The sequence below is a fragment of the Kitasatospora sp. NPDC059812 genome (genome assembly GCF_042732075.1).
Classification (GTDB): Bacteria; Actinomycetota; Actinomycetes; order Streptomycetales; family Streptomycetaceae; genus Kitasatospora.
The window spans coordinates 51,403-76,215 of sequence record NZ_JBHWIO010000031.1; the positions used below are offsets into that span (position 1 = coordinate 51,403).

Sequence of the window (24,813 nt, forward strand, 5' to 3'; positions counted from 1 at the left end):
AGATGCTGCTCAAGACCGCTCTGCGGAGCTTCTTCGCCCACAAGGGCCGCATGGTGCTCTCCCTGATCGCCGTGATGCTGTCGGTCGCGTTCGTCTCCGGCACCCTGGTCTTCTCCGACACCGCGACCAGCACCTTCGACAAGCTGTTCGCCGCGACCGCCTCCGACGTCTCCGTCCAGCCGCCCAAGCCGGCCGAGGACGACGACCAGCAGGCCTCAGACAAGCCGCGGACCGTCCCGGTGGCGGCCGCACAGCAGCTCGCCGCGGTGCCGGGGGTGAAGTCGGCGGTCGGCCAGGTCATGGTCGAGAACGCGACCCTGGTCGACCCGGCCACCAACAAGCTGGTCGGCCCGACCTCCGGTGCGCCGACCCTGGTCGGCAACTGGACCGAGACCCCGCGCAGCGCGGTGCGCCTCACCCAGGGCCACGTCCCGCGGAACGCGGGCGAGTTGGTGCTGGACGCGGACACCGCGAAGAAGGCCGGGCTCGGCCTCGGCGCCAAGCTCCGGGTCGACAACGCCGACGGCCGGCACGAGTTCACGATCTCCGGCATCGCCTCCTTCACCACCACCAACCCCGGTGCGGCGCTGGCCTTCCTGGACACCCCGACCGCCCAGCAGGTGCTGCTCGGCGAGCAGGCGTACACCTCGGTCGAGGCGTTCGGCGACGGCAGCCGCGGCAACGACCGGCTCAAGGCCGACGCCCTGGCCGAGCTGGGCGCCGGCTACCAGGTCAAGACCGCGGCCGAGCAGAAGGACGAGAACACCAAGAGCATCGGCAGCGGCCTCGGCTTCATGAAGAACGCGATGCTCGGCTTCTCGCTCATCTCGGCGTTCGTCGGCTGCTTCCTGATCATCAACACCTTCTCGATGCTGGTCGCCCAGCGCACCCGGGAGATCGGCCTGCTGCGCGCCATCGGCGGCAGCCGCCGGCAGGTGAACCGCTCGGTCCTGGTCGAGGCGCTGATCCTCGGCGTGCTCGGCTCGACCCTCGGGGTCGCGGCCGGTCTGGGCATCGCGGTCGGCCTGATCAAGCTGATGAACGCGATCGGCATGAAGCTCGACGCGGGCGACCTGAAGATCGGTCCGACGGTGTTCCTCGCCGGGTACGCCCTGGGCATCGTGGTGACCCTGGTGGCGGCCTGGGTCCCGGCCCGCCGGGCGAGCCGGATCGCGCCGATGGCCGCCCTGCGCGACCACGGCACGCCGGCCGAGGGCCGTGCCAACCTGGTCCGCACGGTCGTCGGCCTCGTCCTGACGGCGGGCGGCGGCGGTCTGCTGGTGCTGGCCGCGCAGGCGCAGAAGGCGGCCACCGGCGGCCAGTACCTGGGTCTCGGCGTGCTGCTCACCCTGATCGGCTTCGTGGTGCTCGGCCCGCTGCTGGCCACCGCCGTGGTGCGGGTGCTGGGCGCGCTGCTGCCGGCGCTGTTCGGCCCGTCCGGCCGGCTCGCCCAGCGCAACGCGATGCGCAACCCGCGTCGCACCGGGGCCACCGCCGCCGCCCTGATGATCGGACTGGCGCTGGTGATCGGCTCCTCGGTGTTCAGCGCCTCGACGGTCACCTCGGCCAACGCGCAGATCGACCGGTCGGTGGGCGCGGACTACATCGTCCAGGGCGGCCGCACCTCGATCACCCCCGAGATGCTGGACGCCGTCCGCCGGACCCCGGGCATCGACCACGTCACCACCCAGAAGTTCTTCAACCCCAAGCTCCAGCTGCCGGACGGCCGGAGCGCGAAGACCAACCTCACCGCCGCGCCGCCCGCCTTCTTCGGCACCGACTTCCACCTCCCGGTCACCGCCGGTTCGGTGGACGCGATCGGGCGGGGCGAGCTGGGGATCGGCGAGGCCTTCGCGAAGGACCACGGCCTGAAGGTCGGCGACCAGGTGAGCGTCGCCTACGGCAAGGGCCGCACCCAGGTGCTGCCGGTGGGCGCCGTGTTCGCGAAGGGCTCGCTGTTCGGCGACGGCTCCTTCGTCGACTTCGACACCATGGCCAGGGCCGTGCCCGCCGACGAGCAGCCGCCGGTCTGGACGTTCTTCGCCAAGGCCGCCTCCGGAGCCGACGTCGCGAAGACGCTGACCGCCCTGGAGGGCGCGCTCAAGGAGTACCCGCAGCTGACCATCAAGGACCAGGCCGGCTACAAGGAGGTCGTGCAGTCCCAGGTCAACACCCTGCTCTACCTGATCTACGGCCTGGTCGGCCTCTCCATCACGGTCGCCGTGCTCGGGGTGGTCAACACCCTGGCGCTGTCGGTGGTCGAGCGGACCAGGGAGATCGGCCTGCTGCGGGCGATCGGGCTCTCCCGCCGCCAGCTGCGCCGGATGATCCGGCTGGAGGCCGTGGTGATCTCGGTGTTCGGCGCGGTCCTGGGCACCGGGCTCGGGCTGGCCTGGGGCGTCACCGCCCAGCGGGTGCTGCGCGACCAGGGCCTGGCCACGCTTTCCGTCCCGACCACCACGCTCGCGGTGACGCTGGTCGCCTCGGTGGTGATCGGACTGGTCGCCGCCCTCGTCCCGGCCTTCCGGGCCGGGCGGATGAACGTCCTCGCGGCCATCGCGACGGACTGACCGGGGCCGTCGAGACGTACTGACCGGGGCCGTCGCGACGGTTCGACCGCGGCCGTCGCGACGGACTGGCCGGGCGGCGCGGGCCGCAGGACCCGGCGGTGGGGGGCCGCCGAGGGGGGAACGGGGGGCAGGGGCCGGGTGCGGGCAGCACCCGGCCCCTGCGGCACGGGCCGCCCCAGGCCGACTGAGATGATCGTCCGATGTTCGCCCCGGATACCCCGGACGCCCCGCCGCTGCCCAGCGCCGCGCCCCTCACCGCCGGCGCTGCCGCCCGCTGGCGCACCGCCCGCACCGCCTGGCGCCTGGACAGCCGCTGGTTGGCGCTGCTGCCGGCCGCCTTCGTGATCCTGGCCACCGCGGTGGAGCCGACCCCCGGCGACTGCAACGTCCAGGGCGTCTGCCGGGACACCTGGGGCTCCTCGCTGGCCGCCTGGTCGGTGCTCGCCGAAGTGGTCCTGCTGGCCGGCCGGTTCCGCGGCCGGGCGCTGGTCCCGCCGGCCGTCCTCGCGGTGCTCTGGTACGCCCCGCACGGCCTGGTCACCCCGCTCTGCCGCTGGACGGCCGTCCTGCTCCACCTGCTGCTCTCCGCCGCGCTGATCGGCGCCGAGCTCGGCCGCCGCCGCGCCCGCCAGCAGCTCGACGAACTGATGGCCCCGCCCGTCCCCTTCCCCTGGACCGCCGCCGGAGCGCCCTCGCCCGTCCACCCCGACGGCCCGCCGGTGCTGCGCCGCGCGCTCGGCGGCCTGCTGCTCGCCGCCGCCCTGGCGTTCCCGCTGTACGGGCTGTGGGGGCAGGCCCGACAGCAGGCGAGCGCCGAACGGGCCGACCAGGTCACCGGCACCGCGGGCGACACCGACCAGGACGGCGTCCTGACCGTCCGCTTCCACCCACCCGGCGGCGGCCCGGAACGCACCGCCCGGCTGGACGTCTGGTGGGCCCGGCCGCCGCAGCCCGGCGAGCCCGTCCCGCTGCTGGTGGACGGCGACGCCGTCCGCGCCGCCGGCGACGACTACGACCTCACCGGCGCGCTGACCGCCGGCGGCCTGCTCGCCCTGCCCGGCCTGCTGCTGCTCGGCTCGGCCGCCACCGCGAACGCCCGCCGCTCCCGGCCCTCCTTCGCGGGCTCCGCGCCCGCCCTCGCCGTCCGGGTCCGCGCCGACGCCCAGGGCGACCTGCTGGTGCAGCCGCTGGACGGCCCGCCGGACGGCCCCGCGCTCTGGCGGCTGGTCGAGCGCGACCGCTACCGCTGGGCCCGCTACGGCGCCCCGGACGGCGAGGGCCCGGCCTGGGTGCCCGAACACCTGGAGACCGAGGACGACGACGCCGACCACCTCGAACTCGAAGTCTCCTACGACGAGGAAGAGGAGGAGCTCGGGGACGTCTTCGACCGGCTGACCCCGGAGCAGGCCGCCGCCTGGCTCGCCCGCGCCGGCCGGAGCGTGCCGGCCGTGCTGTACCGGGGGCCCGACGGGCCGGAGCAGCAGCTCCTGGTCCGCCCCGGACTGCTGGACCACGACCCGCGCTGGGTGGCGGCCGTGGTCGCCCCCGCCGCCCGGGCCCCGCGGCCGGGGCGGCGCACCGAGGGCTACCGGGAGCGGGACCTGGCCGTCGCCGCCCTGACCGCCGAGACGGTGGCCGCCGCCCCCGCGGCCGGGCCGGACGCCGAACCGGTGCCCGCCCGGCGCTGGGAGATGCCGTTGGCGCTGCGGGCGGTGGCCGGTCCGGTGCCCGCCCTGCTGCTCGCGGGCCTGGTCGTGCTGCTCGGCCGGAGCGGCTGGTGGGGCGGGCTGGTGCACCCGCTCCTGACCGGCACGGTGGCGATCCTCGCCTGCGGCCGCACCCTCTCCTGGCAGATGGTCGCCGACCGGGACGGCCTGCGGATCGCCACCGCGCTGCGCACCCGGACCTTCCGGTGGCAGGAGATCAACGCGGCCGCCGTCCACCGCAACCTGCTCACCGTCCAGCTGCGCTCGGGCGAGGAGGTCACCGTCGGCAGCCGCCCGGCCGCCTGGCTGGCCGGACACTTCGGGGACCGCTACGACCCGGTCGAGCTGGCCCGGGCCGTCGCGACCGCCGCCCACCGGCCGGACCTGCGCCCGCACCGGTCGCTGCCGGACCGGCTGGGCGGCCCGCAGCACCTGCTGAACCGGTTGTCGCTGGCCGGCTACGCGCTCTTCACCATCGTTCACCACCTGCTCTGAACCTGCGCCGAACCTGCACCGAACCCGCGCGGCCGCCGCCGAACCCCGCCGGGGGCGCCCTCCCGGGCTCCGTCCCGTCCTCCGGAAACCGCCCGTTCCGACCCGGCTGCGGGCCCGTACGCGGAGCGGAGTACGGTGGACGTGATCAAGGAGTCCAACCGGGCGTCGCGGGCTGCGAGCAGCGGCCCAGACCGGGACAAGACGGAGACGTGTCCGCACCGGTACGGTTGGCCCCGATGAACACCAAGGCTGCTGAGGAGCTGCCGGCTGTCTCCGTGATCATGCCGGTGCTCAACGAGGAACGACACCTGCGGACGGCGGTCCGGCGCATCCTGGACCAGGAGTACCCCGGGCCGATGGAGGTGGTGATCGCCCTCGGTCCGTCCACCGACCGGACCGCGGAGATCGCGGCCGAACTGGTGGCGGAGGACCCGCGGGTACGGACCGTGCCGAATCCCACCGGTCGCACCCCCGCAGGGCTGAACGCCGCGATCCGCGGCTCGCGCCATCCGATAGTGGTGCGCGTGGACGGCCACGGGCTGCTCACCCCCGGCTACATCACCACCGCGGTCCGGCTGCTCGACGAGATGGACGCCGCCAACGTCGGCGGCATCATGCACGCCGAGGGCGAGACCGAGTGGGAGAACGCGGTCGCCGCCGCGATGACCTCCAAGATCGGTGTCGGCAACGCCGCCTTCCACACCGGCGGCCTGGCCGGCCCGGCGGACACCGTCTACCTCGGGGTGTTCCGGCGCGAGGTGCTGGAGAAGCTCGGCGGCTACAACGAGGAGTTCATCCGAGCCCAGGACTGGGAGCTCAACTACCGGATCCGCCAGGACGGCGGGCTGGTCTGGTTCACCCCGCAGCTCAAGGTGACCTACCGGCCCCGGCCGTCGGTGAAGGCGCTGGCCAAGCAGTACAAGGACTACGGCCGTTGGCGCCGGGTGGTCACCCGCTACCACCGCGGCTCGGTCAACCTCCGCTACCTGGCCCCGCCGACCGCCCTGCTGGCCGTCACCCTCGGGCTGGTGCTGGGCGTCGCCGTCCACCCGGCCCTCCTCGCGGTGCCCGGCGCGTACCTGCTGGGCATCCTCGGCGGCGGGCTGGTCGGCGGCCGCGGCCTGTCCTTCAAGGCCAGGGCGATGCTGCCGGTGGCGCTCGCCACCATGCACCTCAGCTGGGGCTTCGGCTTCCTCACCTCGCCCCGCTCACTGGCCCGCCGGGTGATAGGCAGTGTCGGACCGGCCGCCAAGGACGTGCTCTCCAGGGCGAGTTGACGCCGACCCGGCAGGGTTTGTCCGACAATTCCCGCTGGGTGCGCGAATTGCCGGACAAGCCCTGACGGTCGAGCCCGCGCCGCTATCGTCGGTGCGCATGGCGACAGTTGAGGGCGGGCCCGGCGTGGCCCGGATCGAGCCGAGCGCGGACGTCGACGAACGGGCCGTCATCGGCGCGGGGACGACGGTCTGGCACCTCGCCCAGGTCCGTGAGGGCGCGGTGGTCGGCGCCGAGTGCGTGATCGGCCGCGGCGCCTACGTCGGCCCCGGCGTCCGGATCGGGGACCGGGTCAAACTGCAGAACCACGCGCTGGTGTACGAGCCCGCGCTGGTCGAGGACGGGGTGTTCATCGGCCCCGCCGCCGTCCTCACCAACGACCGCCACCCCCGCGCGGTGACCCCCGACGGTCGGCCCAAGCGTCAACAGGACTGGCACGCCGAAGGGGTGACGCTCCGTCAGGGCTGTTCGATCGGCGGCCGGGTGGTCCTGGTCGCCGGGGTGACGGTCGGCCGTTGGGCGCTGGTCGCGGCCGGCGCGGTGGTCCACCGGGACGTCCCGGACTTCGCCCTGGCCGCCGGCGTCCCGGCCCGCCGGATCGGCTGGGTCGGCCGCGCCGGCGAGCCGCTGCAACCCGTCGGCGACGGCCGCTGGCGCTGCCCCCGCACCGGCGAGCACTATCGGGAGACGGACGGCACCCTCGCGCCGACGTAGGGCCCGGGGCCCCTAGCTACTTGGCGCACGCATCGGTGTCGTCCGCCTGCACCCGCTGGAGGTCCTTCGGCGCCTCGGTCGGGGCCGCCGCCGGAGCGGCGAGGACGTCCTTGCCGAGCACCAGCACCAGCGGGCCCTTCGGATCCGCCTTCGGGTCCGGCCGGATGGTGTCGCCCGGCAGGCCGAGCGCGGCGGCCAGGGCGGCGGCCGCGGCGTCCTGCCCGGTCGGGAAGGACACCGTGGTGGTCGCGGTGACGGGCGCGTCGGGGGCGGTGGTGGCCTTGGCGAAGCCCTTGGTGCGGAGCTTTTCCACGGTGGGCCCCGACTGCCCGCGCGTCCCGCTGCCGTTGCGCACCGTCACCCGGACGTCCTTGGGGTCCACCGTCGGGGCGGCGGCGGTCGGGGCCGCCGGTGCGGTCTCGGGTGCGGCCGTGGCGGCGTCGGCGGGGGCGGCGGTCTCGGTCAGCGAGCGGTCGCCCGCGACCATCGAGAACAGCTGCCCGGCGTCCGGCTGCTTGAGCACCAGCCGGTCCTTGTCCTTGGGGTCGTCCAGGACCGGCACGGTGGCGAAGGTGATGTTCTTGGTGTCCACCTTGCTGAGGTCCAGCGCGAGGTCCTTGAGCTTGTCGACGCTGCCGATCCCGGAGTCCACGGTGAGCGCCTTGGTGGCGGCGTCGGCGAGCTTGTAGAGCTTGCTCGGGCTGGTCAGGGTGTCGTCGCTCTTGATCTTGCGGATCATCGAGCTGATGAACTGCTGCTGGAGCGGGATGCGGGTGAGGTCGCCGCCGAAGCCGACGGCGTGCCGGGTGCGGACGAAGGCCAGCGCCTCGTCGCCCTGGACCACGTGCCGGCCCTTGCTCATCTTCAGGTGCGAGTCCTTGTCGTTGATGTCCTTGGCCGCGCAGACCTCGACCCCGCCGACGGCGCTGGACAGCGTCTTCACCGCCTCGAAGTTGACCTGCACGAAGTGGTCGACCCGGATCCCGGTCATCTTCTCGACGGTCTTCCAGGTGCAGCCCGGGTCGCGCCCCTCCTGGCCGAGGCTGTTGTTGAACATGTCCCGCGCGGAGCCGGGGATCTTCTTGCCGCTGCCGCTCTGGCACTCCGGGATCGGCACCATCAGGTCGCGCGGGATGCTGATCGCGGTCGCGTTGGAGCGGTCCTTGGAGATGTGGAACAGCAGCGTGGTGTCGGCGTGCCCGACGCTGCCCTCGTTGCCGTACTCGCGGCCGAGGCCCTGCCGGCTGTCGGTGCCCAGCACCAGGATGTTGAGCGCGTCCCCGGCGGCCTTGGGCCGTTCCTCCTCGTTGCCCAGCTGGACCTTGACGGAGGTCAGGTTGCTGTTGAAGTGCTGGTACAGGTAGTACGCCCCGCCGCAGCCCGCGACCATCGCCAGGGCACCGGCCCCGGCGGTCCACTTGAGCGCCCGGCGGCGCCGGGTCCGCTTGGCGGCGGCGGCCGCCCGCCGCCGGGAGTCGCGGCGGCCCGGCCCGGGGACGTCGGCGGTCCCGGCCGACTCGGTGGCCGGCGTCTCCTCGGGGGATCTCCGGTCGGCCGTCCGGCGGCGCTGCCCGGGGATGCCGGTTTCCGGGTCGAGGCGGTACTGGCCGGTTTCCGGGTCGCGCGTCCACTGGTCGGCGGGATCGACCTCCGGTTTGTCCTGCTGCACGGGGGTTCCCTACCTCCGACCGGTCACGGCTCCGGCTCGCCCGTTCGGCGGGCCGATCCGGACACACTAGACGAGCCGAACGGCTGAATCGTTCCGGTGTGATCTGCGCCATGTCCAGGTAATGGCCGGGTAAAGTCCCCTGGGTGTGCGGGATTTCCGGAAAACCCGCGCCGACCTGCGGCGCAGCCGCGATCAGTGCTGCGCGCAGGCGTCCACGTCGGCCGTGCGTCCCTCGAAGGTGGGCGAGGCGTCCGCCGAAGGTGACGCCTTCGCCGGAGCCCCCGCGGCCCCCGCAGCCCCGGCCGCCCCGTCCGACCCCGCGCCCGCACCCGCCGCCACCGGACTTGGACTTGGACTCGGGCTCGCGCCCGCCCCGACGCCCGCCCCGGCGCCCGCCCCGGCGCCCGCCCCGGCGCCCGCCCCGGCGCCCGCCCCGGCGACGGCACCCGGCGACGGCGCCGAACCGGGCGGCCGGACGGCGACCGACCGGTCGTCCCGCAGCGCGGTGAACAACTGGGTGGTCTGCGGCTGCACGAACTCGTCCCGGTCCGAGTCGTACCGGTACGGGCGGCGCGGCGCGGTCAGGAGCACCACGTCCGCCGAGGGGATGTCCCGCAGGTCCTGGGTGAGGTCGTACAGCGCCCCGAGCGAGGACAGCCCGCCGTCCGCCTTGACCGAGGAGGTGGCCGCGTCCAGCACCGGCCACAGCCGCGCCGGGTTCAGCAGCACGCCCTGCGACTGCACCTTGCGGATCAGCGCGGCCAGGAACTGCTGCTGACGGCCCATCCGCTGGGTGTCGCTGCCGTCGCCCAGGCTCTCCCGGGCCCGGACGTAGCCGAGTGCCTGCTCGCCGTGCAGGGTCTGCCGCCCGGCGGGCAGGTCGAGTCTGGCGTCCTTGTCGTGGATCGCCTGCGGGACGCACACCTCGACCCCGCCGATCGCGTTCACCATCGTCTTGAAGCCGTTGAAGTCGAGGATCACGTAGTGGTCGATCCGGATGCCGCTGAGCTGCTCGACGGCGCGGATCGAGCAGGCCGCGCCGCCCATCTCGAACGCCCAGTTGAACTGCATCAGCCCGGCCTTGCTGCGGGTGCCGTCGGGCTTCTCGCAGGCGGGGACGGTGACCATGACGTCGCGCGGGATGGAGACCGCCGTCGCGTGCTTCCGGTCGGCGGCCAGGTGCAGCAGGATCGTGGTGTCCGAGCGCTGGGTGCCCGGCTCGCCGCCGTACGAGGAGTTGGTGCCGGAGCGGTCGTCGCTGCCGATCAGCAGGATGTTCTCGGAGCCCTTGGCCCCGGCGGTCCGGCTCGGCCGCTCGGCCTCCAGCCGGGCGAGCAGTCGGTCGGTGGCCGAGTCGGTGCGGATGTTGCCGTCCAGCGTGCGGTAGGCGATCCAGAGCAGTGCCCCGGTGGCGACCAGCAGGAACGCGACGACGCCGGCGGTGATCATCAGCCACCGCCGGCGCCGACGCGGGCGTCCGGGTTCGGAAGGGTGCGCATCCGTCGGGGGCGGGTCGGTCGGGGGGTGCGCGGTGTCGTCCTCGGCCATGGCAGGGATCCCTACCCGCCCGGCCCGACCCGGGGGTTACCCGAGGCGCAGTGTCACCCGTTCGGATTCGGTCCGCTTCTCCCACTGCTCGGGGTCGAGCCCCTGCGAGTTGCGGCACAGCACCACCGAGGCGCCGGACGCCAGCGGCGCCAGCAGACCGGCCTCCAGGCCGGTCCAGTCGTCGAACGAGAAGGTGGACAGCACCCGGTCGCCGGGCTTCAGTCCGAGCCGGGCGGCCCCCTCCCGGGCCAGCGCGACGGTCTGCTCGCCGGTCAGCTTCAGCGGCAGCCCGTCCACGGCGGTCTCCAGCGCGTGGCCGTCCGGGGCGACGGGCGAGTACGGCGCGAAGCGGTCGCCCTGGCCAGGCACCTCGGCGGCGTAGTCGAGGAAGCCGTCGGGGCGCTGCGGGAAGCGTCCGCCGAGCGGGCGCAGGGCCAGGGCCACCCGCTCGCCCTCGCAGGCGTGGGCGGCCGCCAGTCCGTCCGGGCCGCTGACCACCAGGTCGGCGGCGGCCGGGTCGCCGCCGGGCACCACCGCCACCCCGACCGACCAGCAGGCCAGCAGCCAGACGGCGCTCTGCCAGTGGGCGGGGAGCAGCAGTACGGCCCGGTCGCCCGGGCCGGCGTTCAACTCGTCCTGGAGGAGGTTGGCCGTCTTGGCCACCCAGTTGTCGAAGGTCCGGGCGGACAGTTCCACCCGTTCACCGGTGGCGTCGTCGTAGAAGGTGACCAGCGGGGCCGCGGGATCGACCGTGGACGTGCCGCCTCGCAGATATGCGTGCAGCAGTTCGACGGGGGTGCGGGCATCGGCAGCGAAATGCGCAGTCATGGTGCGCCCCAGCCTACGGCCTTCGAGTGGGCCGTCGGGAGGGGTGGCGGACCGGGCGCGAGGCGACGTGGCGAGTGGCCCGATTTGCCGCCACCATCCGGTTTATGCGCCTTTCCCTCCCGGCCGCCGTGCTCGCCGGCTGCACCGTCGCCCTGCTCCTCCAGCCCGCCGCCACCGCCGGCCCGGCCGACCCCGACGGCGTCCGGCGCCGCGGCTCCGCCGGCGGCGGGTCGGTCACCTCGCTGCCGCTCGGCCCCGGCCCGGCTCTGGCGCCGCGCACCACCCGGCCGTTCGAACTCCTCGGCGTCGGCTGGGACGGCCCGGCGGACGCGCTGGCCGGCGGCGCCGTCCGGGTCCGCACCCGGGACGCGGCCACCGGCCGCTGGGGCGACTGGCACGACCTGGAGGCCGACACCGAGGACGGCCCCGACCTCGCCCCGCGCGGCGCCACCGCGCCCCTGTGGACCGGCCGCAGCGACGGCGTCGCCGTCGAGGTGCGCCCCGGCCCCGCCGGGCCCCCGCCTGGCCTGCGGCTCGACCTGGTCGACCCCGGCCAGGGTGCGCCCGCGCCCGCCGCCCGGGTCCTGCCCCGCCGCCCTGCCGACGGCCACCAGGCCCCGCGCCCCGCCATCGTCACCCGGGCCGGCTGGGGCGCGGACGAGTCCCTGCGCGACCAGGCCTTCGAGTACACCGGCCCGGTCCACGAGGTGTTCGTCCACCACACCGCCACCGCCACCGACTACGCCTGCTCCGACGCCCCCCGGGTGATCAGGTCGATCTACCAGTACCACGTTCAGAGCAGCGGCTGGCGGGACATCGGCTACAACTTCCTGGTCGACCGCTGCGGCACCGTCTACGAGGGCCGGGCCGGCGGCGTCGACCAGCCCGTCCACGGCGCCCACACCCTCGGCTTCAACACCGACTCGGCCGGCGTCGCCGCCATCGGCACCTACGTCGGCGACGCCCCGCCCCAGCCCCTCCTGGACGGCCTCGCCGCCATCGCCGGCTGGAAGCTCGGCCTCACCGGCCACCCCGCCGACGGCCGCACCAAGCTCACCTCCGCCTCCGACGCCAGCCGCTACCCCAAGGGCACCGTCGTCGACTTCGACGCCGTCTCCGGTCACCGCGACGCCTTCAACACCGAGTGCCCCGGCAACGCCCTCTACGCCCGGCTCCCCGCCCTCCGCACGGCCGCAGCCCACCTCCAGACCCCCTGACGCACCCCACCGCACCGCCCTACGCCGGCCCCGGCCCCCGCCCGACCAGCCCCCGCAGCTCCGCCGTCAACGCCGCCGCCAGGTCCGGCCGGAGGTCGTAGCGCGCCGGCGTGTTCTGCAGCAGCCCGATCCGCCAGCCCGCCCCGGCGTTCACCGCGATCACCGTCTGCACCGCGTTGAGCGCCGGGTCCAGGTCCTCCGCGGCGTCCGGCACCAGCCCCGCGACGGCGTCCAGTTGCGCCACCCCGGGCCCCAGCGCGCGGACCCGGCGCACCCTGGCCACGTACTCCGGCGTCGCGTGGTCGGCGAAGAGCCGCCCCAGTTCGGCGGCGATCACCGACCGCCCGCAGTGCCGGGTGCCGTCGAAGCCGATCACCTCCCCGTCCTCGGCGAACGGCCCGGCGAAGGCCGAACCGTCCTGCTGGTTCCACCCCTCCAGCGCCCGGTGGTACAGCGCCCGCACCGCGTTCTCGTCCCCGGAGGACAGCTCCGGCAGCCGCGTATCGTTCATATCCCCATGGTCGACGAAGGCGGTGGAGCCGGACAGCGGAGGAGGTGCGCGGCGGTGACGGGCGAGTCGGTACGGCGTTGGCGGCCGGGTTTCCCGCTGGACGTCGCCCGGACGCTGCTGCCGCTGCGCCGGGGCCCCGCCGACCCGGCGTACCGCACCACCGGCGACGGCGCGCTCTGGCGGGCGTCCCGGACCCCGGCCGGGATCGGCACGCTGCGGGTGCTGGCGCGACCGGCGGCCGGCGAGGTGGAGGCGACGGCCTGGGGCCCGGGTGCGACGTGGCTGCTGGAGCGGCTGCCGGTGCTGCTGGGCGCGCAGGACGACCCGGAGGCCCTGGTGCTGCCGCCCGGACCGCTGCGGGACGCCCAGCGCCGCACCGCCGCGGTCCGCCTCACCCGCACCGGGCTGGTCCTGGAGTCCCTCGTCCCGGCGATCCTGGAACAGAAGGTGACCACCGACGAGGCCTACCGCGCCTGGCGCACCCTGCTACGGGACTTCGGCACCGCGGCGCCGGGCCCGGCCGAGGGCATGCGGGTGGCGCCGTCGGCCCGGGAGTGGGCGCTGGTGCCGAGCTGGGAGTGGCACCGCGCGGGGGTGGACCCGAAGCGCTCGGCGACGGTCATGCGCGCCGTCCGGCTGGCGCCCCGGCTGGAGGAGGCCGCCGCGATGGACCACGCCGAGGCCTTCGCCCGGCTCACCGCCGTCCCGGGGGTCGGCCCCTGGACGGCCGCCGAGACCCTGCAGCGCAGCAACGGCGACCCGGACGCGGTCTCGGTCGGCGACTTCCACCTGCCCAACCTGGTCGGCTGGGCCCTGGCCGGCCGCCCCCGCAGCGACGACGCCCAGATGCTCGCCCTGTTGGAGCCCTACCGCCCGCACCGCCACCGCCTCTGCCGCCTCCTGCTGGCGACCACCCCCCACGCCCCCCGCTACGGCCCCCGCCTCACCCCCAACGACCACCGGCGGCGATGAACTACGCCGTAGTACACTGCCTCGCATGGAAGCAACCATGCGGGAGCTGAACCAGCAGACGGCCAGGGTGATAGGAGCCGTCGAGCGGGGCGAGACCGTCACCGTCACCAAGGACGGCAGGCATGTGGCCACCATCCTGCCGCCGAGCCTGGCCGCACCCGTCTACCCCTTCCGGACCGATCCGATGGGGGAGGAGCTCGACGACATGCCGGTCATCCCCGGTGGCGGCGGGCGCATTCTGGCCGACCTCGACCAGCACATGGAAGGATTCGGCAGGTGACCGACGTCGCGGTGGTCGGTGACACCGGCGCCCTGCTCGCCGCATACGCCGGTGAGGAACCCGACCACGACGCCTGCCTGAAGGCCTTGCGTACGGTCGGCCATCTGGTCATCTCGCCGCTGGTGCTGGCCGAGCTGGACCACCTCGCGCACCGGACACTCGGAGCCGCGATGGCGATGCGCGTTCTGGACGACATCATCGACCGATGTGCGATCGGCCGTTTCGAGGTGCCCGAGGTGGGTGCGCACCTTGCCACTGCGCGGGCGGTCATGCGGCAGTACCCGGACCTGAACATCGGCCTGACCGACGCCATCAACGTCGCGCTGGCCGCGGAGTTCAGGACCGACGCCGTGCTGACCGTCGACCGTCGCCACTTCCGTGCGATCAGGCCACTGACCAACCACAAGGCCTTCCGGCTGCTGCCGGACGACCTCGACGGCTGATCCTCACCGCACCTCGATGAAGGTGTCGGCGCCGCGGTCCGGGCGTTCGCGCCTCACCCCCGACGACCACCGGCGGCGCTGAACCGGAAGCGCCGTGCGGTGTACACGTCGATGTGTACGCTGGATGCATGACTGACGCACTGAGCATCCGGGAACTGCGTGCGAACCTCGCCGAGGTGGTCACCCAGGCCGAGGCCGGCGAGATCACCGTGATCACTCGGAAGGGCGAGCGGGTCGGAGCGGTCGTGCCGATCGAGATCCTCGATGCCATCGAGGATGCCGCCGACGAACTGCTCGCCCGTGAGGCCGAGCAGCACCGGAACGATCCCACCGTGACCATGGCCGAGCTCCTGGCCGACCTGTTCGACTCGCCCAAGGACTCCTCCGGGAGCGCTGCGTGAAGTACGCGTTCCGCTTCACCTCGCATGCCAGGCGCCAGCTGCGTGACATCAGCCAGGTCGATGCGATGCGGATCCTCACCGCGCTCACTGTTCTCGGCGAGGACCCTTACGCCGATGGCCCGGATGTCAAGAAGCTGGCGGGTCACGACGGCCTCTACCGCCTCCGCGTCGGCGTCTACCGCGTGGCCTACGAGATCCACGACGGCGTGCTGGTGATCCTCGTGGTGGCCGTTGGCAATCGCCGCGAGATCTATCGCGGTCTCTGAACCGCTACCGCACCTCGATGAAGGTGTCGGCGCTGCGGTCCGGGCGTTCGCGCGGGGGTTCGGCGGGGCGGCCGACGGCGATGGCGCCCATCGGGTCCCAGTCGTCCGGGAGGTCGAGGGCCGCGCGGACGGTGTCGCGGCAGAACATGGTGGACGACACCCAGGCGGAGCCGTAGCCCTCGCCGGTGAGGGCGACCAGGAGGTTCTGCACGGCGGCGCCGGCGGCGACGGTGAACATCTCCCGTTCGGCGGCGGCGCGCCGCTGGTCGGGGTAGTGGTGCGAGCCGTCCATGACGAGGCAGGGCACCACCAGGTAGGGCGCCTCGCGCAGGACGTCGCCGCGGGCGGTGCGGCGGGCGATCCGGGCGTCGTCCCAGCCGTCGAGTTCGCGCAGGTCGCGCTGCCAGGCGGCGAGCATCGCGTCGAGCAGCCGCGTGCGGGCCTGCGCCGTCTCCAGCAGGACGAACCGCCACGGCGTGGTGTGGTGCGGGGCGGGCGCGGTGACGGCGGCGGCGACGGCGCGGCGCACGGCGCCGGGGTCGACCGGGGCGTCGGTGAAGGAGCGGACGGTGCGCCGCAGGGTGACGGCCTGGCGCAGCGCCTCGGAGGTGCCGAGCCGGAACATGTCGTCGACGGCGGAGCGGACCAGCGGCCGGGTGCCGTCGCCGTCCTCGGCGGTGACGAGGTGGCCGAGCCCGCGGACGACGGCGACCGGCACGCCGCTGGTCTTGCCCTTCACCAGGTCGGCGGCGGCGGCGAGTTCGTCGGCGGTGGCGGTGACGGTGAGCGCCAGCTCGTTGCCGTGGCTGTCGGTGCGCCCGCGGTGGTCCTCCAGCACGGACAGCCCGGCGGCGCCGATGGCGACGTCGGTGAGCCCGTTGCGCCAGGGCCGGCCGAAGGTGTCGGTGACGACGACGGCGAGCCGGCGGCCGGTGAGCTGCTGGAGCCGCCCGCGCAGGGCGCGGGCGGAGGCGTCCGGGTCCTCGGGCAGCAGCAGGACGGTGCCGGGGGCGGTGTTGGAGGCGTCGACGCCGGCGGCGGCCATGACGAAGCCGTTGCGGTTCTCGACGATCCGGGCGTGGCCGCGCCGGGCGACCACCCGGACGGTCTCGGCCTCGATCGCGGCCTCGCGGTCGGCGGCGTGCAGCAGCCGGCCCTCGGCCTTGCTGACGATCTTCGAGGTGACGATCAGGATGTCGCCGTCCTGGTACTCGCCGGCCTTGGCGAGCAGCGCGGCGAGGTCGGTCCCGGCGTCGATCTCCGGCAGCCCTTCGACCGGCAGGATCTGCAGGCTCATGCGCCCGCCCCGCTGCGCCCGCGCCCGCTCACTTGCGCACCTGCTCGGCGAGGGCGAGGGCGGCCCGGGCCATCTCGGCGGTGGCCTCGACGTCGGTCATCAGCAGCGGGACGGCCCGGCAGGCGATCCCGGCGGCTTCGACGGCGGCGACCGAGGCCTGGTCGGCGGTGTCGACGAGCCAGCCGTCGATGAGTGCGGAGCCGTAGTTCAGTGCGACCGCCTCCGCGGTGGCCTCGACGCCGACGGCGGCGAGCACCTTGTCGGCCATGCCGCGCACCGGGGCGCCGCCGATGATCGGGGAGAGCCCGACGACGGGGGCGGGGGCGGCGGCGACGGCCTCCCGGATGCCGGGGACGGCGAGGATGGTGCCGATGGAGACGACCGGGTTGGACGGCGGGAAGAGGATGACGTCGGCGGCGGCGAGGGCCTCCAGGACGCCGGGCGCGGGCTTCGCGGTGTCGGCGCCGACCGGGATGATCGCCTCGGCGTCGACGGCGGCGTGCAGCCTGACCCAGTACTCCTGGAAGTGGATCGCCCGGGTGCCCTGCTCGTCGGTGATCCGCACGTGGGTCTCGACCCGGTCGTCGCTCATCGGCAGCAGCCGTACGCCGGGCTTCCAGCGCACGCACAGCGCCTCGGTGACCTGGCTGAGGCTGTAGCCGGCGGTGAGCATCTGGCTGCGGACGAGGTGGGTGGCGAAGTCGCGGTCGCCGAGCCCGAACCACTCGGGGCCGACGCCGTACTCCTTCATCTCGGCCTTGATCGACCAGGTCTCGTCGGTGCGGCCCCAGCCCTGCTCCTCGTGGATGCCGCCGCCGAGGGTGTACATCACGGTGTCGAGGTCGGGACAGACCTTGAGGCCGTAGAGGTGGATGTCGTCGCCGGTGTTGCCGATGACGGTGATCTCGTCCTGCGGTCCGACCGCCGCGAGGAGTCCGCGCAGGAAGCGCGCTCCGCCGATTCCGCCTGCCAGTGCCACGATGCGCATGGGTTCATCCTGCCACGGTCCGACTGCCCGTCAGCCCGGTCGCCGGCCCGGTCGTAGGCCCGGTCGCCGGCGGGTGCGGCGGCCGGGCTGACGCGGGCGGGTGCTCAGTGTGCCTCGGCCTGGGCCTGCGGGTGCTGCTCGGGGACGGCGGTGCCGCCGTACTGGTTCATCTCGGTGAGGCCCGGGGTGTAGAGGTGGATGGAGACGGCGGGTTCGAGCGTGCCGTTGACCACCTCGTGGAGGTAGCCGGAGGAGAAGACCCGCTGCCCGCCGGGGCGCAGGGTGCGGGCTCCCTCGCCGGCGCGGGTGAGCGAGCGCTCGATCAGCTCGCCTTGGACGACGGTCATCACGCCGGAGGACTCGCCGTGGTCGTGGAAGCCGCTGCTCTGGCCGGGCAGCCAGCTGAGCAGCCAGATTTCGTAGCCGGGGCCGGTCTCCAGCCGGGCGTACCAGCGGGTGAGCGCGTCGTAGCGGACCAGGGGCTCCCAGCGGGCGCGGTCGGCGGCGATCTCTCGGATCAGCCGGGCGTGGCCGGCCACGGTGGTGGGGTGGCGGGGCAGGTCGGTGCGGGCCAGGTGCGGGAAGGCGAGCGGGTCGCCGGCGATGGAGACGTCGCTGAGGCCGTCGGTCCAGCCCCGGGCGGGCGCGGTGGGTGTGGCGGGGGAGGGGTTTGGGCGGGCGAGTTTGTTGCGGTCGCGGTTCCGCTTGCGGATGCGGGTCATACGCACGGGAGTCGTCCTCGGAGTGGCGGCTGGTTCGTCGGGGATCAGCCGGATCCGGGATGTCCTGGGACGGGAATCGCGGGCGGCCTCTGTGCTTCCTGGGGGCGGCGCGCGGTGGGACGCGGGCGCCTAGATACAGCAGGAGCAGAGGCGACAACAAGAGTTCACGGCACGGCGGAGCGTGGAACCGCTCCGGGGGCTGGCGAACTCTGACATAGGGGAAAGGAGACCGCATCCGTGGGGCCGGTGTCAAACACAGGGATGCGGCATTCGAGAGGGTTACGCCAAGAAGTTGCCCGGATGGGGTGATAAATCACGCTCTATGTTTCGATGGGAAGATCGCCGGGAAGGCAGGGCGATGACCGGCCTGTGATGGTGACCGAGCGTCACTCGCCGAAGGGTTGTGGCTGGTTCGACGCCGTTCAGGGCTTTCGGATCGAAGGTCCAATGTGTCCGAATATGTACACTATTCGTAACGGCTTGGTGCCGGGGAGTGAATCCTCGCCCCAATACCAGAGCTCGGCTTGACTGAGCCAGAGTGACGCAACTGTAATTTCACTCGTGTCGTCGGCCGCACGAGGCAACGGCAACCACGGGGACGCCAAGTAGGGGCAGAGGAGGCGCGCCACATGAGCGAGCTCTTTGAGCTGTTGATCGGTGACGGCATCGCGGAGGAGGAAGAGGAACTCGGTTGGCAGGAGCGCGCGTTGTGCGCCCAGACCGACCCCGAGTCCTTCTTCCCCGAGAAGGGCGGCTCCACGCGCGAGGCCAAGAAGGTCTGCCTCGCCTGCGAGGTCCGTTCGGAATGCCTGGAGTACGCCCTCGCCAATGACGAGCGGTTCGGCATCTGGGGCGGCCTCTCCGAGCGCGAGCGCCGCCGGCTCAAGAAGAGCGCGGTCTGACCGGGGCGGCCGCCGACCCCCGCTGACCCTTCGACAACCACACGGCAGTACGGGCGCCTCACCGCGGCGGTGGGGCGCTTTCGTGTTCCCTGCCGGCTCTTCACCGGTCCCGCACCGGCACCGCGGACGAAGCCGCCATCCGGAGCCGTTAGTGTGGTGCGCCATCCGGTTGCCGTTCACCGGCTGTGTCCACCGAGAACTGAGGCCCGCGCACTCGATGACCGTCTACAGCCACCAGAGCGGCTTCACCGCTGCCAGGCCGCCCGCCTACCCGCGCCACCTGGTCACCGCGGTGATCGTCTCGCACGACGGGGCCCGCTGGCTGCCGCAGGCCCTCGCCGGCCTGCTCGGCCAGGACCGCCAGGTCCAGCGGGTGCTCGCGGTCGACACCGGTTCCACCGACAACTCTCCGCAACTGCTCGCGGACACCCTCGCCGACTGGCTGCCCGAGAGCGGCCCGCTGCTCCTCGGCCGCCGGGCCGGCTTCGGCACCGCCGTCGCCGAGGCCGTCTTCGGCAGCCCGCCGCTGCGCCCGGAGGACCTGCCGTACCGGCTCGACCCCTCCGGCTACGACCCGGTCACCGGCGGCTGGGACGACTTCGGCGACCCGCTCGCCCAGGAGGACGACCTCGGCCGCGGCGGCCCGCGCGAGACCCAGCCCGTCGAATGGCTCTGGCTGCTGCACGACGACTGCGAGCCGCAGACCGACGCGCTGCGCCGGCTGCTCCAGGTCGCCGACTCCACCCCCAGCGCCGCCGTGGTCGGCCCCAAGCTGCGCAGCTGGTACGACCGCCGCCAGCTGCTGGAGGTCGGCGTCACCATCGCCCGCTCCGGCCGCCGCTGGACCGGCCTCGACCGCCGCGAGCAGGACCAGGGCCAGCACGACCAGGTCCGCCCGGTGCTCGCCGTCTCCAGCGCCGGCATGCTGGTGCGCCGCGACGTCTTCGAGGAACTCGGCGGCTTCGACAAGGCGCTGCCGCTGATGCGTGACGACGCCGACTTCTGCTGGCGGGTCAACGCCGCCGGCCACCGCGTGGTGGTCGCCCCCGACGCCGTGCTGCGGCACGCCGAGGCGGCCAGCCGCGAGCGCCGCGCCATCGACTGCGGCCCCGCCCACCCGCACCGGGTGGACAAGGCCGGCGCCGTCTACACCCTGCTCGCCAACTGCAAGGGCGCGCTCTTCCCCTACGTCCTGCTGCGGCTGGTGCTCGGCACCCTGCTGCGGGCCGTCACCAACCTGCTCGGCAAGGACCCGCGCCAGGCCTTCGACGAGCTCACCGGCCTCGGCCACGAACTCGTCCGCTTCCCCCGGCTGCTGGCCGCGCGCAAGCAGCGCGCCCGCACCCGGGCCGCCGACGCTCTGGACGACCGCACGCTCTTCCCGCCGCCCGGCGCCACCGCCCGGCTCGCCGTCGAGGGCGTGATCGGCTCCCTCGGCATAGGGGGAGGGGACGACACCGGCCGGCACGGCACGGTCGAGGCCGGGCCGGGCGGCGAGGACGACGAGGACCTGGTCGTCGAGCAGTTCACGCTGATCAAGAAGCTGGCCCGGCGTCCGGCGCCGGTGCTGTTCGCGGCCCTGCTGGTGTTCGCCCTGATCGCCTGCCGCGGCCTGTTCGGCAGCGGCGAGCTGTTCGGCGGCGCCCTGCTGCCGGCCACCGACGGCGCCGGCGGCCTCTGGTCGATGTACGCGGACGCCTGGCATCCGATCGGCACCGGCTCCGCCGCCGCCGCGCCGCCGTACCTCGGCGTGCTCGCGGTGCTGTCCTGGGTGCTGTTCGACCACGCCGACCTCGCGCTCACCCTGCTGGTCGTGCTCACCGTGCCGCTGTCGGCGGTCAGCGCCTACCTGGTGTCCCGGCCGCTGCTGGACTCCAAGCTCGTCCGGGCCTGGGCCAGCGCCGCCTACGCGCTGCTGCCCGCCGCGACCGGCGCGCTCGCCCAGGGCCGGATCGGCACCGCCGTCCTCGCCGTGTTGCTGCCGCCGCTGGCCCGCGCCGCCGCGATCGCGGCCGGTCTCGGCATCCGCGACGAGAGCGCCGCCAAGGGCGCCCGCCCGGGGTGGCGGCCGGTCTGGATGACCGTCCTGCTGCTCACCCTGGCCACCTCCTTCGTGCCGTTGACCTGGGCGCTCGCCCTGCCGCTGTGCCTGGCGACGCTGGTCGTCGCGGTGGTCCGCGGCGGTGCCTTCGGCTCGGGCGGCGCCGCGCTGCGCCTGCTCGGCCTGCGCGTCCTGGTGATCCTCGCGCTGCCCGTCCTGGTGCTGGCGCCGTGGTCGCTGTCGGTGCTGGCGCACCCGCAGTGGCTGCTGCTGGAGGCCGGCCTGCCCGGCCTGCACGGCACCGGTGCGAGCGCGGCCGGCCTGCTGCTGGTCAACCCGGGCGGCGCCGGGGTGCCGCCGGTCTGGCTGTCGGCCGGCGTGGTGCTCGCCGCGCTCGCCGCACTGCTGCGCGCCGACCGCCGCCGTGCGGTGCTGTCCGCCTGGGGTGCGGCCGGTGCGGGTCTGGTCTTCGCGGTCGCGGTGGCGGGCACCTCCGTCACCCCGGCCTCCGGCGGCCCGGCGGTGCCCGCCTGGGCCGGCCCGGCCTCGCTGATCGCCGGGATCGCCCTGCTGGCGGCCGCCGCGATCGGTGCCGACGGCGCCAACGCCCGCGTGGCCGGGATCGCCTTCGGCTGGCGCCAGCCGGTGGCCGCGCTGGTGGTGGCCGCCGCGGTGCTGGCCCCGCTGGGCACCGGCCTGTGGTGGGCGCTCACCGGCGCCGGCAAGCCGCTGCACCGGGCCCAGGCCGGCCAGGTGCCCGCGTTCATCGCGGAGGAGGCCGGCACCACCGACCGGTCCCGCACCCTGGTCGTCACCGGCGACCCGGGCGGCGGCGCGGTCCGCTACACCGTGGTCCGCGGTGCGGGCCTGACGCTCGGCCAGGCCGAGTCCACCGTCGACCCGGCGACCGGCACCCAGGACGGCCTGAACAAGATGGTCGGCAGCCTGCTGGCCGGTTCCGGCGCCGACCAGGCCGGTGCGCTCTCCGGCTACGGCATCGCCTACGTGCTGGTCCAGCAGTCGGTGATCGGCACCTACAAGGACGTCCTGGACACCACCCCCGGCCTGGTCAAGGCCAACCAGGACGGCGACTCCGCGCTCTGGCAGGTCACCGGCGCCCCCGCCGTCCGCGCGGTGATCACCGCCCCGGGCGCCGCCCCGGTGGTCGTCCCGGCCGGGGCCCGCGACCTCACCGCCACCGTCCCGGCCGGCCCGGACGGCCGGGTGCTGCGGCTCGCCGAGTCCGCCGCCCCCGAGTGGAAGGCCACCGTGGGCGGCACCGCGCTGGAGTCCGTCACGGTCGACGGCTGGGCGCAGGGCTTCAAGCTCCCGGCCGGCGGCGGCAAGCTGACCGTCACCCGGGAGGACGGCTTCGCGCACACCGGCTGGATCTGGGCCCAGGTGCTGCTCGGCCTGACCATCCTGGTGCTGGCCCTGCCCGGACGCCGCAGCCACAAGGACGACGACCTGCCCGAGGAGGTGGTGGCCGCCGCCGCGCTGGCCGCCGCGGCCCAGGCGCAGGCGCCCGCCCCCGGCAGCCGCCGGGCCCGCCGGATGGCCGAGCGCGGCGAGGGCGGCGAGGACGGCGGGGTGTACGAGGGCCCGCCGGGCGCGATCCCGGCGCAGCCGGCCGGCGAGCCGATGGCCGAGGCGGTCCAGGCGGCCGCCGCCGTCCAGGAGACCGAGCCGTACGCCGACCCGTACCAGACGTACCAGCAGGCCGACCCGTACAGCTACGACCAGTACGCTGCCCAGCAGCCGGTGGCCGCGCCGTACGGCGGCCAGGGGTACGACGGCCAGGGCTACGAGGGCTACCAGCCGCAGGCGTACCCGCAGCAGGGCTACGAGCAGCAGCCGTACCCGCAGGAGCAGCAGTACGGCTACGAGCAGCAGCCCTACCAGCAGACGGAGCACCAGCAGCCGTGGGTGCCGGGGCAGCCGCAGGCCGAGCCCTACTACGACCCCAACGACCCGAACGACCCCAACGGCACGGGCCGGTACCCGCACCAGCACGGATCGGGGAGCTGACCCGCGATGAAGAAGCCCGCATTCAGGAAGAAGTCCGCGCCCGAGGCCGTCGAGCCGACGGAGGCCGCAGAGGCCGCCGAGGCCGGGCAGTCCGGGCCCGCCCCGGCCCAGGCGCCGGAGCCCGCGGCCTCCGCCCGGCCGGCCGGGCGGTCCGGGGGCACCAGGACCACGCAGTCCCTGCTGGCCGCGGCCGTCGTGCTCGCGGCGGTGTTCGGGATCGCCGAGACGCGCCCGCCGGCCGCCCCCGCCAAGGCGGACGGCGGCGTCGCCCCGACCACCGCGCAGGTCGAGCGGACGGCGGCGGTCTGCCCGCAGCCGCTCCAGGGCCTGACCGGCTCGACCACGCTCACCGCCTACACCCCGCCCGGGACGGGCGGCGCCACCGGCGGGGCCGGCTGGCTCTCCGACGCCGCCGCGCCCGCGACTCCGCCGACCACCGCCCCCTCCGCCCCGGCGTCCGGCGCCCCCGCCGCGCCGTCCGGCTCGGCCGCCCCGGCCGCCCCGGACAAGGGCGCCGCGCCCGCCGACGCCCGGCTGACCCTGGCCAAGCCCGGCGCCCCGGCCACCGGCCCGGCCGCCAACGGCGACACCGCGCCCGGCACCGGGGCCGTCGCCACCGGCGCCCTCGCCCCCGGCTTCACCGTCACCCAGACCACCGTGGTCACCGAGCAGCGCGGCCTCGGCCTGTCCGGCCTCACCTGCACCCCCGCCGGGACCAGCTTCTGGTTCGCCGGGGCCAGCACGGCCGGCGACCGGGTCGACTACGTCAGCCTGGTGAACACCGAGTCCTCCGCCGCCGTGGTCGACATCAAGCTGTACGGCGACAAGGGCCTGATCGAGAACGACGCCGCCAACGGCATCACCGTCGCCCCCGGCAGCTCCCAGTCCGTGCTGCTGCCGACGATCAGCAAGGGCGCGGTCAACGACCTCGCCGTGCACGTGGTCGCCCGCAGCGGACGGGTCGGCGCCGCGCTGCACGCCGCCGACGGTGCCAAGGGCGCCGACTGGATCCCGGCCTCGGCCGAGCCGGCGGCCACCCAGGTGCTGCCCGGCCTGCCCGCCGACACCTCCGCCGCCCACCTGGTGGTCTGGGCGCCGCCGGAGGACGACGCCGACCTGAAGATCCAGCTCTCCGGCAAGAACGGCTGGTTCACCCCGGCCGGCAACGAGTCCATCCACATCAAGGCGGGCATGGTGGCCGCCGTCGACCTCGGCAAGGTCACCCGCGACGAGGTCGCCGGGCTGCGGCTGTCGCCCACCGACGACAAACACCCGACCCGGGTCGTGGCCGGCCTGCGGGTCGACCGGGCCGGGGGCGGCGGCAAGAGCGACGCGGCCTGGCTCACCGGCACCGGCCCGGGGGGGGGCCGCGCGGGGGGGCCCCCGGGCGGGGGGGGGCGCCAGGCGCCGCGCGGCCGGCCCCCCCCCCCCCGCCCGGCCCGGCGCCCGCGCCACGGTCGCCGACAACCGGGCCGGCGCGTCCACGCTGTTCCTGACCTCCGCCGGCGACGCCGCCACCGTCCGGGTCACCGCCTCGGCCGGCAGCGGCGGCGGCACCCCGGTGAGCAAGGACGTCCAGCTGCCGGCCGGCGGCACGGTCGCCCTCCCGGCGCCCGAGCCCGGTGGGCTGAACGGCAGCTTCGCGCTCACCGTCGAGACCGTCTCCGGCGGCCCGGTGATGGCCGCCCGGATGCTCTCGCTGCCCGCCAAGGACGTGCCGATGTTCACCATCCAGGCGCTGCGCGACGACCACAGCACCGTCAGGGTCCCGCAGGCCGGCCAGGATCCGGGCGTCGTCCTGCGCTGACCGACCGGACGGGGGGGGGGGCCCCCCCCCCCCGGGCCGGGGGACCGCCCCGCCGCGTGGTCACTGAACGGGCGTGGGGGGGGCGCTGGGGGGGGGGGGCAGTCGCATCACCTCCCCAACCAGCAGACTAAGT

General features: G+C 74.7%; 19 protein-coding genes and 2 pseudogenes. 14 read left to right on the top strand and 7 right to left on the bottom strand.

The window, feature by feature from the left end; all coding sequences use genetic code 11:
* Positions 1-2 precede the first annotated feature (2 nt).
* The 4 genes from ACFV6D_RS17850 (at position 3) to ACFV6D_RS17865 (ending at position 6,760) form a co-directional block, all read left to right on the top strand.
* Positions 3-2,570: an ABC transporter permease gene (locus ACFV6D_RS17850; RefSeq protein WP_380560447.1), complete on the top strand. Its 2,568-nt coding sequence runs from the start codon at positions 3-5 to the stop codon at positions 2,568-2,570.
* Positions 2,571-2,770: 200 nt separating this feature from the next.
* On the top strand, positions 2,771-4,771 hold the full coding sequence (locus ACFV6D_RS17855) for a hypothetical protein (RefSeq protein WP_380560448.1): 2,001 nt from the start codon (positions 2,771-2,773) through the stop codon (positions 4,769-4,771).
* A gap of 236 nt (positions 4,772-5,007) precedes the next feature.
* A complete protein-coding gene (locus ACFV6D_RS17860) occupies positions 5,008-6,048 on the top strand; it encodes a glycosyltransferase family 2 protein (protein ID WP_063349120.1) in 1,041 nt (346 codons plus the stop codon).
* Between the two features lie 97 nt (positions 6,049-6,145).
* A complete protein-coding gene (locus tag ACFV6D_RS17865; RefSeq protein ID WP_380560449.1) occupies positions 6,146-6,760 on the top strand; it encodes a DapH/DapD/GlmU-related protein in 615 nt (204 codons plus the stop codon).
* Positions 6,761-6,776: 16 nt separating this feature from the next.
* On the opposite strand, the gene ACFV6D_RS17870 is transcribed toward ACFV6D_RS17865, so the two are convergent.
* The 3 genes from ACFV6D_RS17870 to ACFV6D_RS17880 form a co-directional block, all read right to left on the bottom strand.
* Entirely contained in the window at positions 6,777-8,429 is a 1,653-nt protein-coding gene (locus ACFV6D_RS17870) for an LCP family protein (protein ID WP_380560450.1), read from the bottom strand.
* Positions 8,430-8,621: 192 nt separating this feature from the next.
* Complete coding sequence (locus tag ACFV6D_RS17875) at positions 8,622-9,977, bottom strand: LCP family protein (RefSeq protein ID WP_380560451.1); 1,356 nt, start codon at positions 9,975-9,977, stop codon at positions 8,622-8,624.
* A 36-nt stretch (positions 9,978-10,013) separates the two neighbouring features.
* A complete protein-coding gene (locus tag ACFV6D_RS17880) occupies positions 10,014-10,805 on the bottom strand; it encodes a TIGR03089 family protein (RefSeq protein ID WP_380429633.1) in 792 nt (263 codons plus the stop codon).
* Positions 10,806-10,909: 104 nt separating this feature from the next.
* On the opposite strand from ACFV6D_RS17880, the gene ACFV6D_RS17885 reads away from it, so the two are divergent.
* A complete protein-coding gene (locus ACFV6D_RS17885) occupies positions 10,910-12,022 on the top strand; it encodes an N-acetylmuramoyl-L-alanine amidase (protein WP_380491164.1) in 1,113 nt (370 codons plus the stop codon).
* Between the two features lie 19 nt (positions 12,023-12,041).
* Here ACFV6D_RS17885 and ACFV6D_RS17890 read toward each other — a convergent pair whose 3' ends face one another.
* Positions 12,042-12,533: an SgcJ/EcaC family oxidoreductase gene (locus tag ACFV6D_RS17890; RefSeq protein WP_063349126.1), complete on the bottom strand. Its 492-nt coding sequence runs from the start codon at positions 12,531-12,533 to the stop codon at positions 12,042-12,044.
* A 6-nt stretch (positions 12,534-12,539) separates the two neighbouring features.
* Between ACFV6D_RS17890 and ACFV6D_RS17895 the strand changes: the two genes are divergently transcribed.
* The 5 genes from ACFV6D_RS17895 (at position 12,540) to ACFV6D_RS17915 (ending at position 14,895) form a co-directional block, all read left to right on the top strand.
* On the top strand, positions 12,540-13,505 hold the full coding sequence (locus ACFV6D_RS17895) for a DNA-3-methyladenine glycosylase family protein (RefSeq protein WP_380560452.1): 966 nt from the start codon (positions 12,540-12,542) through the stop codon (positions 13,503-13,505).
* 25 nt (positions 13,506-13,530) lie between these two features.
* Positions 13,531-13,785, top strand: coding sequence for a type II toxin-antitoxin system Phd/YefM family antitoxin (locus ACFV6D_RS17900; protein WP_063349128.1), 255 nt, complete (start codon positions 13,531-13,533; stop codon positions 13,783-13,785).
* A complete protein-coding gene (locus tag ACFV6D_RS17905) occupies positions 13,782-14,228 on the top strand; it encodes a PIN domain-containing protein (RefSeq protein WP_380560453.1) in 447 nt (148 codons plus the stop codon). The genes ACFV6D_RS17900 and ACFV6D_RS17905 overlap by 4 nt, the downstream gene beginning before the upstream one ends.
* Before the next feature lie 128 nt (positions 14,229-14,356).
* On the top strand, positions 14,357-14,629 hold the full coding sequence (locus ACFV6D_RS17910) for a type II toxin-antitoxin system Phd/YefM family antitoxin (protein WP_063349130.1): 273 nt from the start codon (positions 14,357-14,359) through the stop codon (positions 14,627-14,629).
* Complete coding sequence (locus tag ACFV6D_RS17915; RefSeq protein WP_063349131.1) at positions 14,626-14,895, top strand: type II toxin-antitoxin system RelE/ParE family toxin; 270 nt, start codon at positions 14,626-14,628, stop codon at positions 14,893-14,895. The genes ACFV6D_RS17910 and ACFV6D_RS17915 overlap by 4 nt, the downstream gene beginning before the upstream one ends.
* Before the next feature lie 4 nt (positions 14,896-14,899).
* Here the strand turns inward: ACFV6D_RS17915 and ACFV6D_RS17920 are convergent, their stop codons facing one another.
* The 3 genes from ACFV6D_RS17920 to ACFV6D_RS17930 form a co-directional block, all read right to left on the bottom strand.
* Positions 14,900-16,192, bottom strand: coding sequence for a coenzyme F420-0:L-glutamate ligase (locus ACFV6D_RS17920; protein ID WP_380560454.1), 1,293 nt, complete (start codon positions 16,190-16,192; stop codon positions 14,900-14,902).
* Positions 16,193-16,220: 28 nt separating this feature from the next.
* Positions 16,221-17,180, bottom strand: a complete 960-nt coding sequence (cofD, locus tag ACFV6D_RS17925; RefSeq protein WP_363377420.1) for a 2-phospho-L-lactate transferase — start codon at positions 17,178-17,180, stop codon at positions 16,221-16,223.
* A gap of 104 nt (positions 17,181-17,284) precedes the next feature.
* Entirely contained in the window at positions 17,285-17,908 is a 624-nt protein-coding gene (locus ACFV6D_RS17930) for a cysteine dioxygenase (RefSeq protein WP_380560455.1), read from the bottom strand.
* A gap of 623 nt (positions 17,909-18,531) precedes the next feature.
* Between ACFV6D_RS17930 and ACFV6D_RS17935 the strand changes: the two genes are divergently transcribed.
* From ACFV6D_RS17935 to ACFV6D_RS17950, 4 genes and pseudogenes are all read left to right on the top strand, one after another.
* Positions 18,532-18,804, top strand: coding sequence for a WhiB family transcriptional regulator (locus ACFV6D_RS17935; RefSeq protein WP_063349134.1), 273 nt, complete (start codon positions 18,532-18,534; stop codon positions 18,802-18,804).
* A 217-nt stretch (positions 18,805-19,021) separates the two neighbouring features.
* Positions 19,022-22,873, top strand: coding sequence for a glycosyltransferase family 2 protein (locus ACFV6D_RS17940; RefSeq protein ID WP_063349135.1), 3,852 nt, complete (start codon positions 19,022-19,024; stop codon positions 22,871-22,873).
* Positions 22,874-22,879: 6 nt separating this feature from the next.
* A pseudogene (locus tag ACFV6D_RS17945) lies at positions 22,880-24,127 on the top strand (DUF5719 family protein); the annotation flags it as partial.
* Between the two features lie 199 nt (positions 24,128-24,326).
* Positions 24,327-24,680: pseudogene (locus ACFV6D_RS17950) on the top strand (DUF5719 family protein); the annotation flags it as partial.
* Positions 24,681-24,813: the final 133 nt, after the last annotated feature.

Coding starts and splice junctions, on each gene's coding strand:
- ACFV6D_RS17850 (WP_380560447.1), top strand. CDS start 3: ATGCTGCTCAAGACCGCTCTGCGGAGCTTCTTCGCCCACAAGGGCCGC.
- ACFV6D_RS17855 (WP_380560448.1), top strand. CDS start 2,771: ATGTTCGCCCCGGATACCCCGGACGCCCCGCCGCTGCCCAGCGCCGCG.
- ACFV6D_RS17860 (WP_063349120.1), top strand. CDS start 5,008: ATGAACACCAAGGCTGCTGAGGAGCTGCCGGCTGTCTCCGTGATCATG.
- ACFV6D_RS17865 (WP_380560449.1), top strand. CDS start 6,146: ATGGCGACAGTTGAGGGCGGGCCCGGCGTGGCCCGGATCGAGCCGAGC.
- ACFV6D_RS17875 (WP_380560451.1), bottom strand. CDS start 9,977: ATGGCCGAGGACGACACCGCGCACCCCCCGACCGACCCGCCCCCGACG.
- ACFV6D_RS17880 (WP_380429633.1), bottom strand. CDS start 10,805: ATGACTGCGCATTTCGCTGCCGATGCCCGCACCCCCGTCGAACTGCTG.
- ACFV6D_RS17885 (WP_380491164.1), top strand. CDS start 10,910: ATGCGCCTTTCCCTCCCGGCCGCCGTGCTCGCCGGCTGCACCGTCGCC.
- ACFV6D_RS17890 (WP_063349126.1), bottom strand. CDS start 12,533: ATGAACGATACGCGGCTGCCGGAGCTGTCCTCCGGGGACGAGAACGCG.
- ACFV6D_RS17895 (WP_380560452.1), top strand. CDS start 12,540: ATGGTCGACGAAGGCGGTGGAGCCGGACAGCGGAGGAGGTGCGCGGCG.
- ACFV6D_RS17900 (WP_063349128.1), top strand. CDS start 13,531: ATGGAAGCAACCATGCGGGAGCTGAACCAGCAGACGGCCAGGGTGATA.
- ACFV6D_RS17910 (WP_063349130.1), top strand. CDS start 14,357: ATGACTGACGCACTGAGCATCCGGGAACTGCGTGCGAACCTCGCCGAG.
- ACFV6D_RS17920 (WP_380560454.1), bottom strand. CDS start 16,192: ATGAGCCTGCAGATCCTGCCGGTCGAAGGGCTGCCGGAGATCGACGCC.
- cofD (WP_363377420.1), bottom strand. CDS start 17,180: ATGCGCATCGTGGCACTGGCAGGCGGAATCGGCGGAGCGCGCTTCCTG.
- ACFV6D_RS17935 (WP_063349134.1), top strand. CDS start 18,532: ATGAGCGAGCTCTTTGAGCTGTTGATCGGTGACGGCATCGCGGAGGAG.
- ACFV6D_RS17940 (WP_063349135.1), top strand. CDS start 19,022: ATGACCGTCTACAGCCACCAGAGCGGCTTCACCGCTGCCAGGCCGCCC.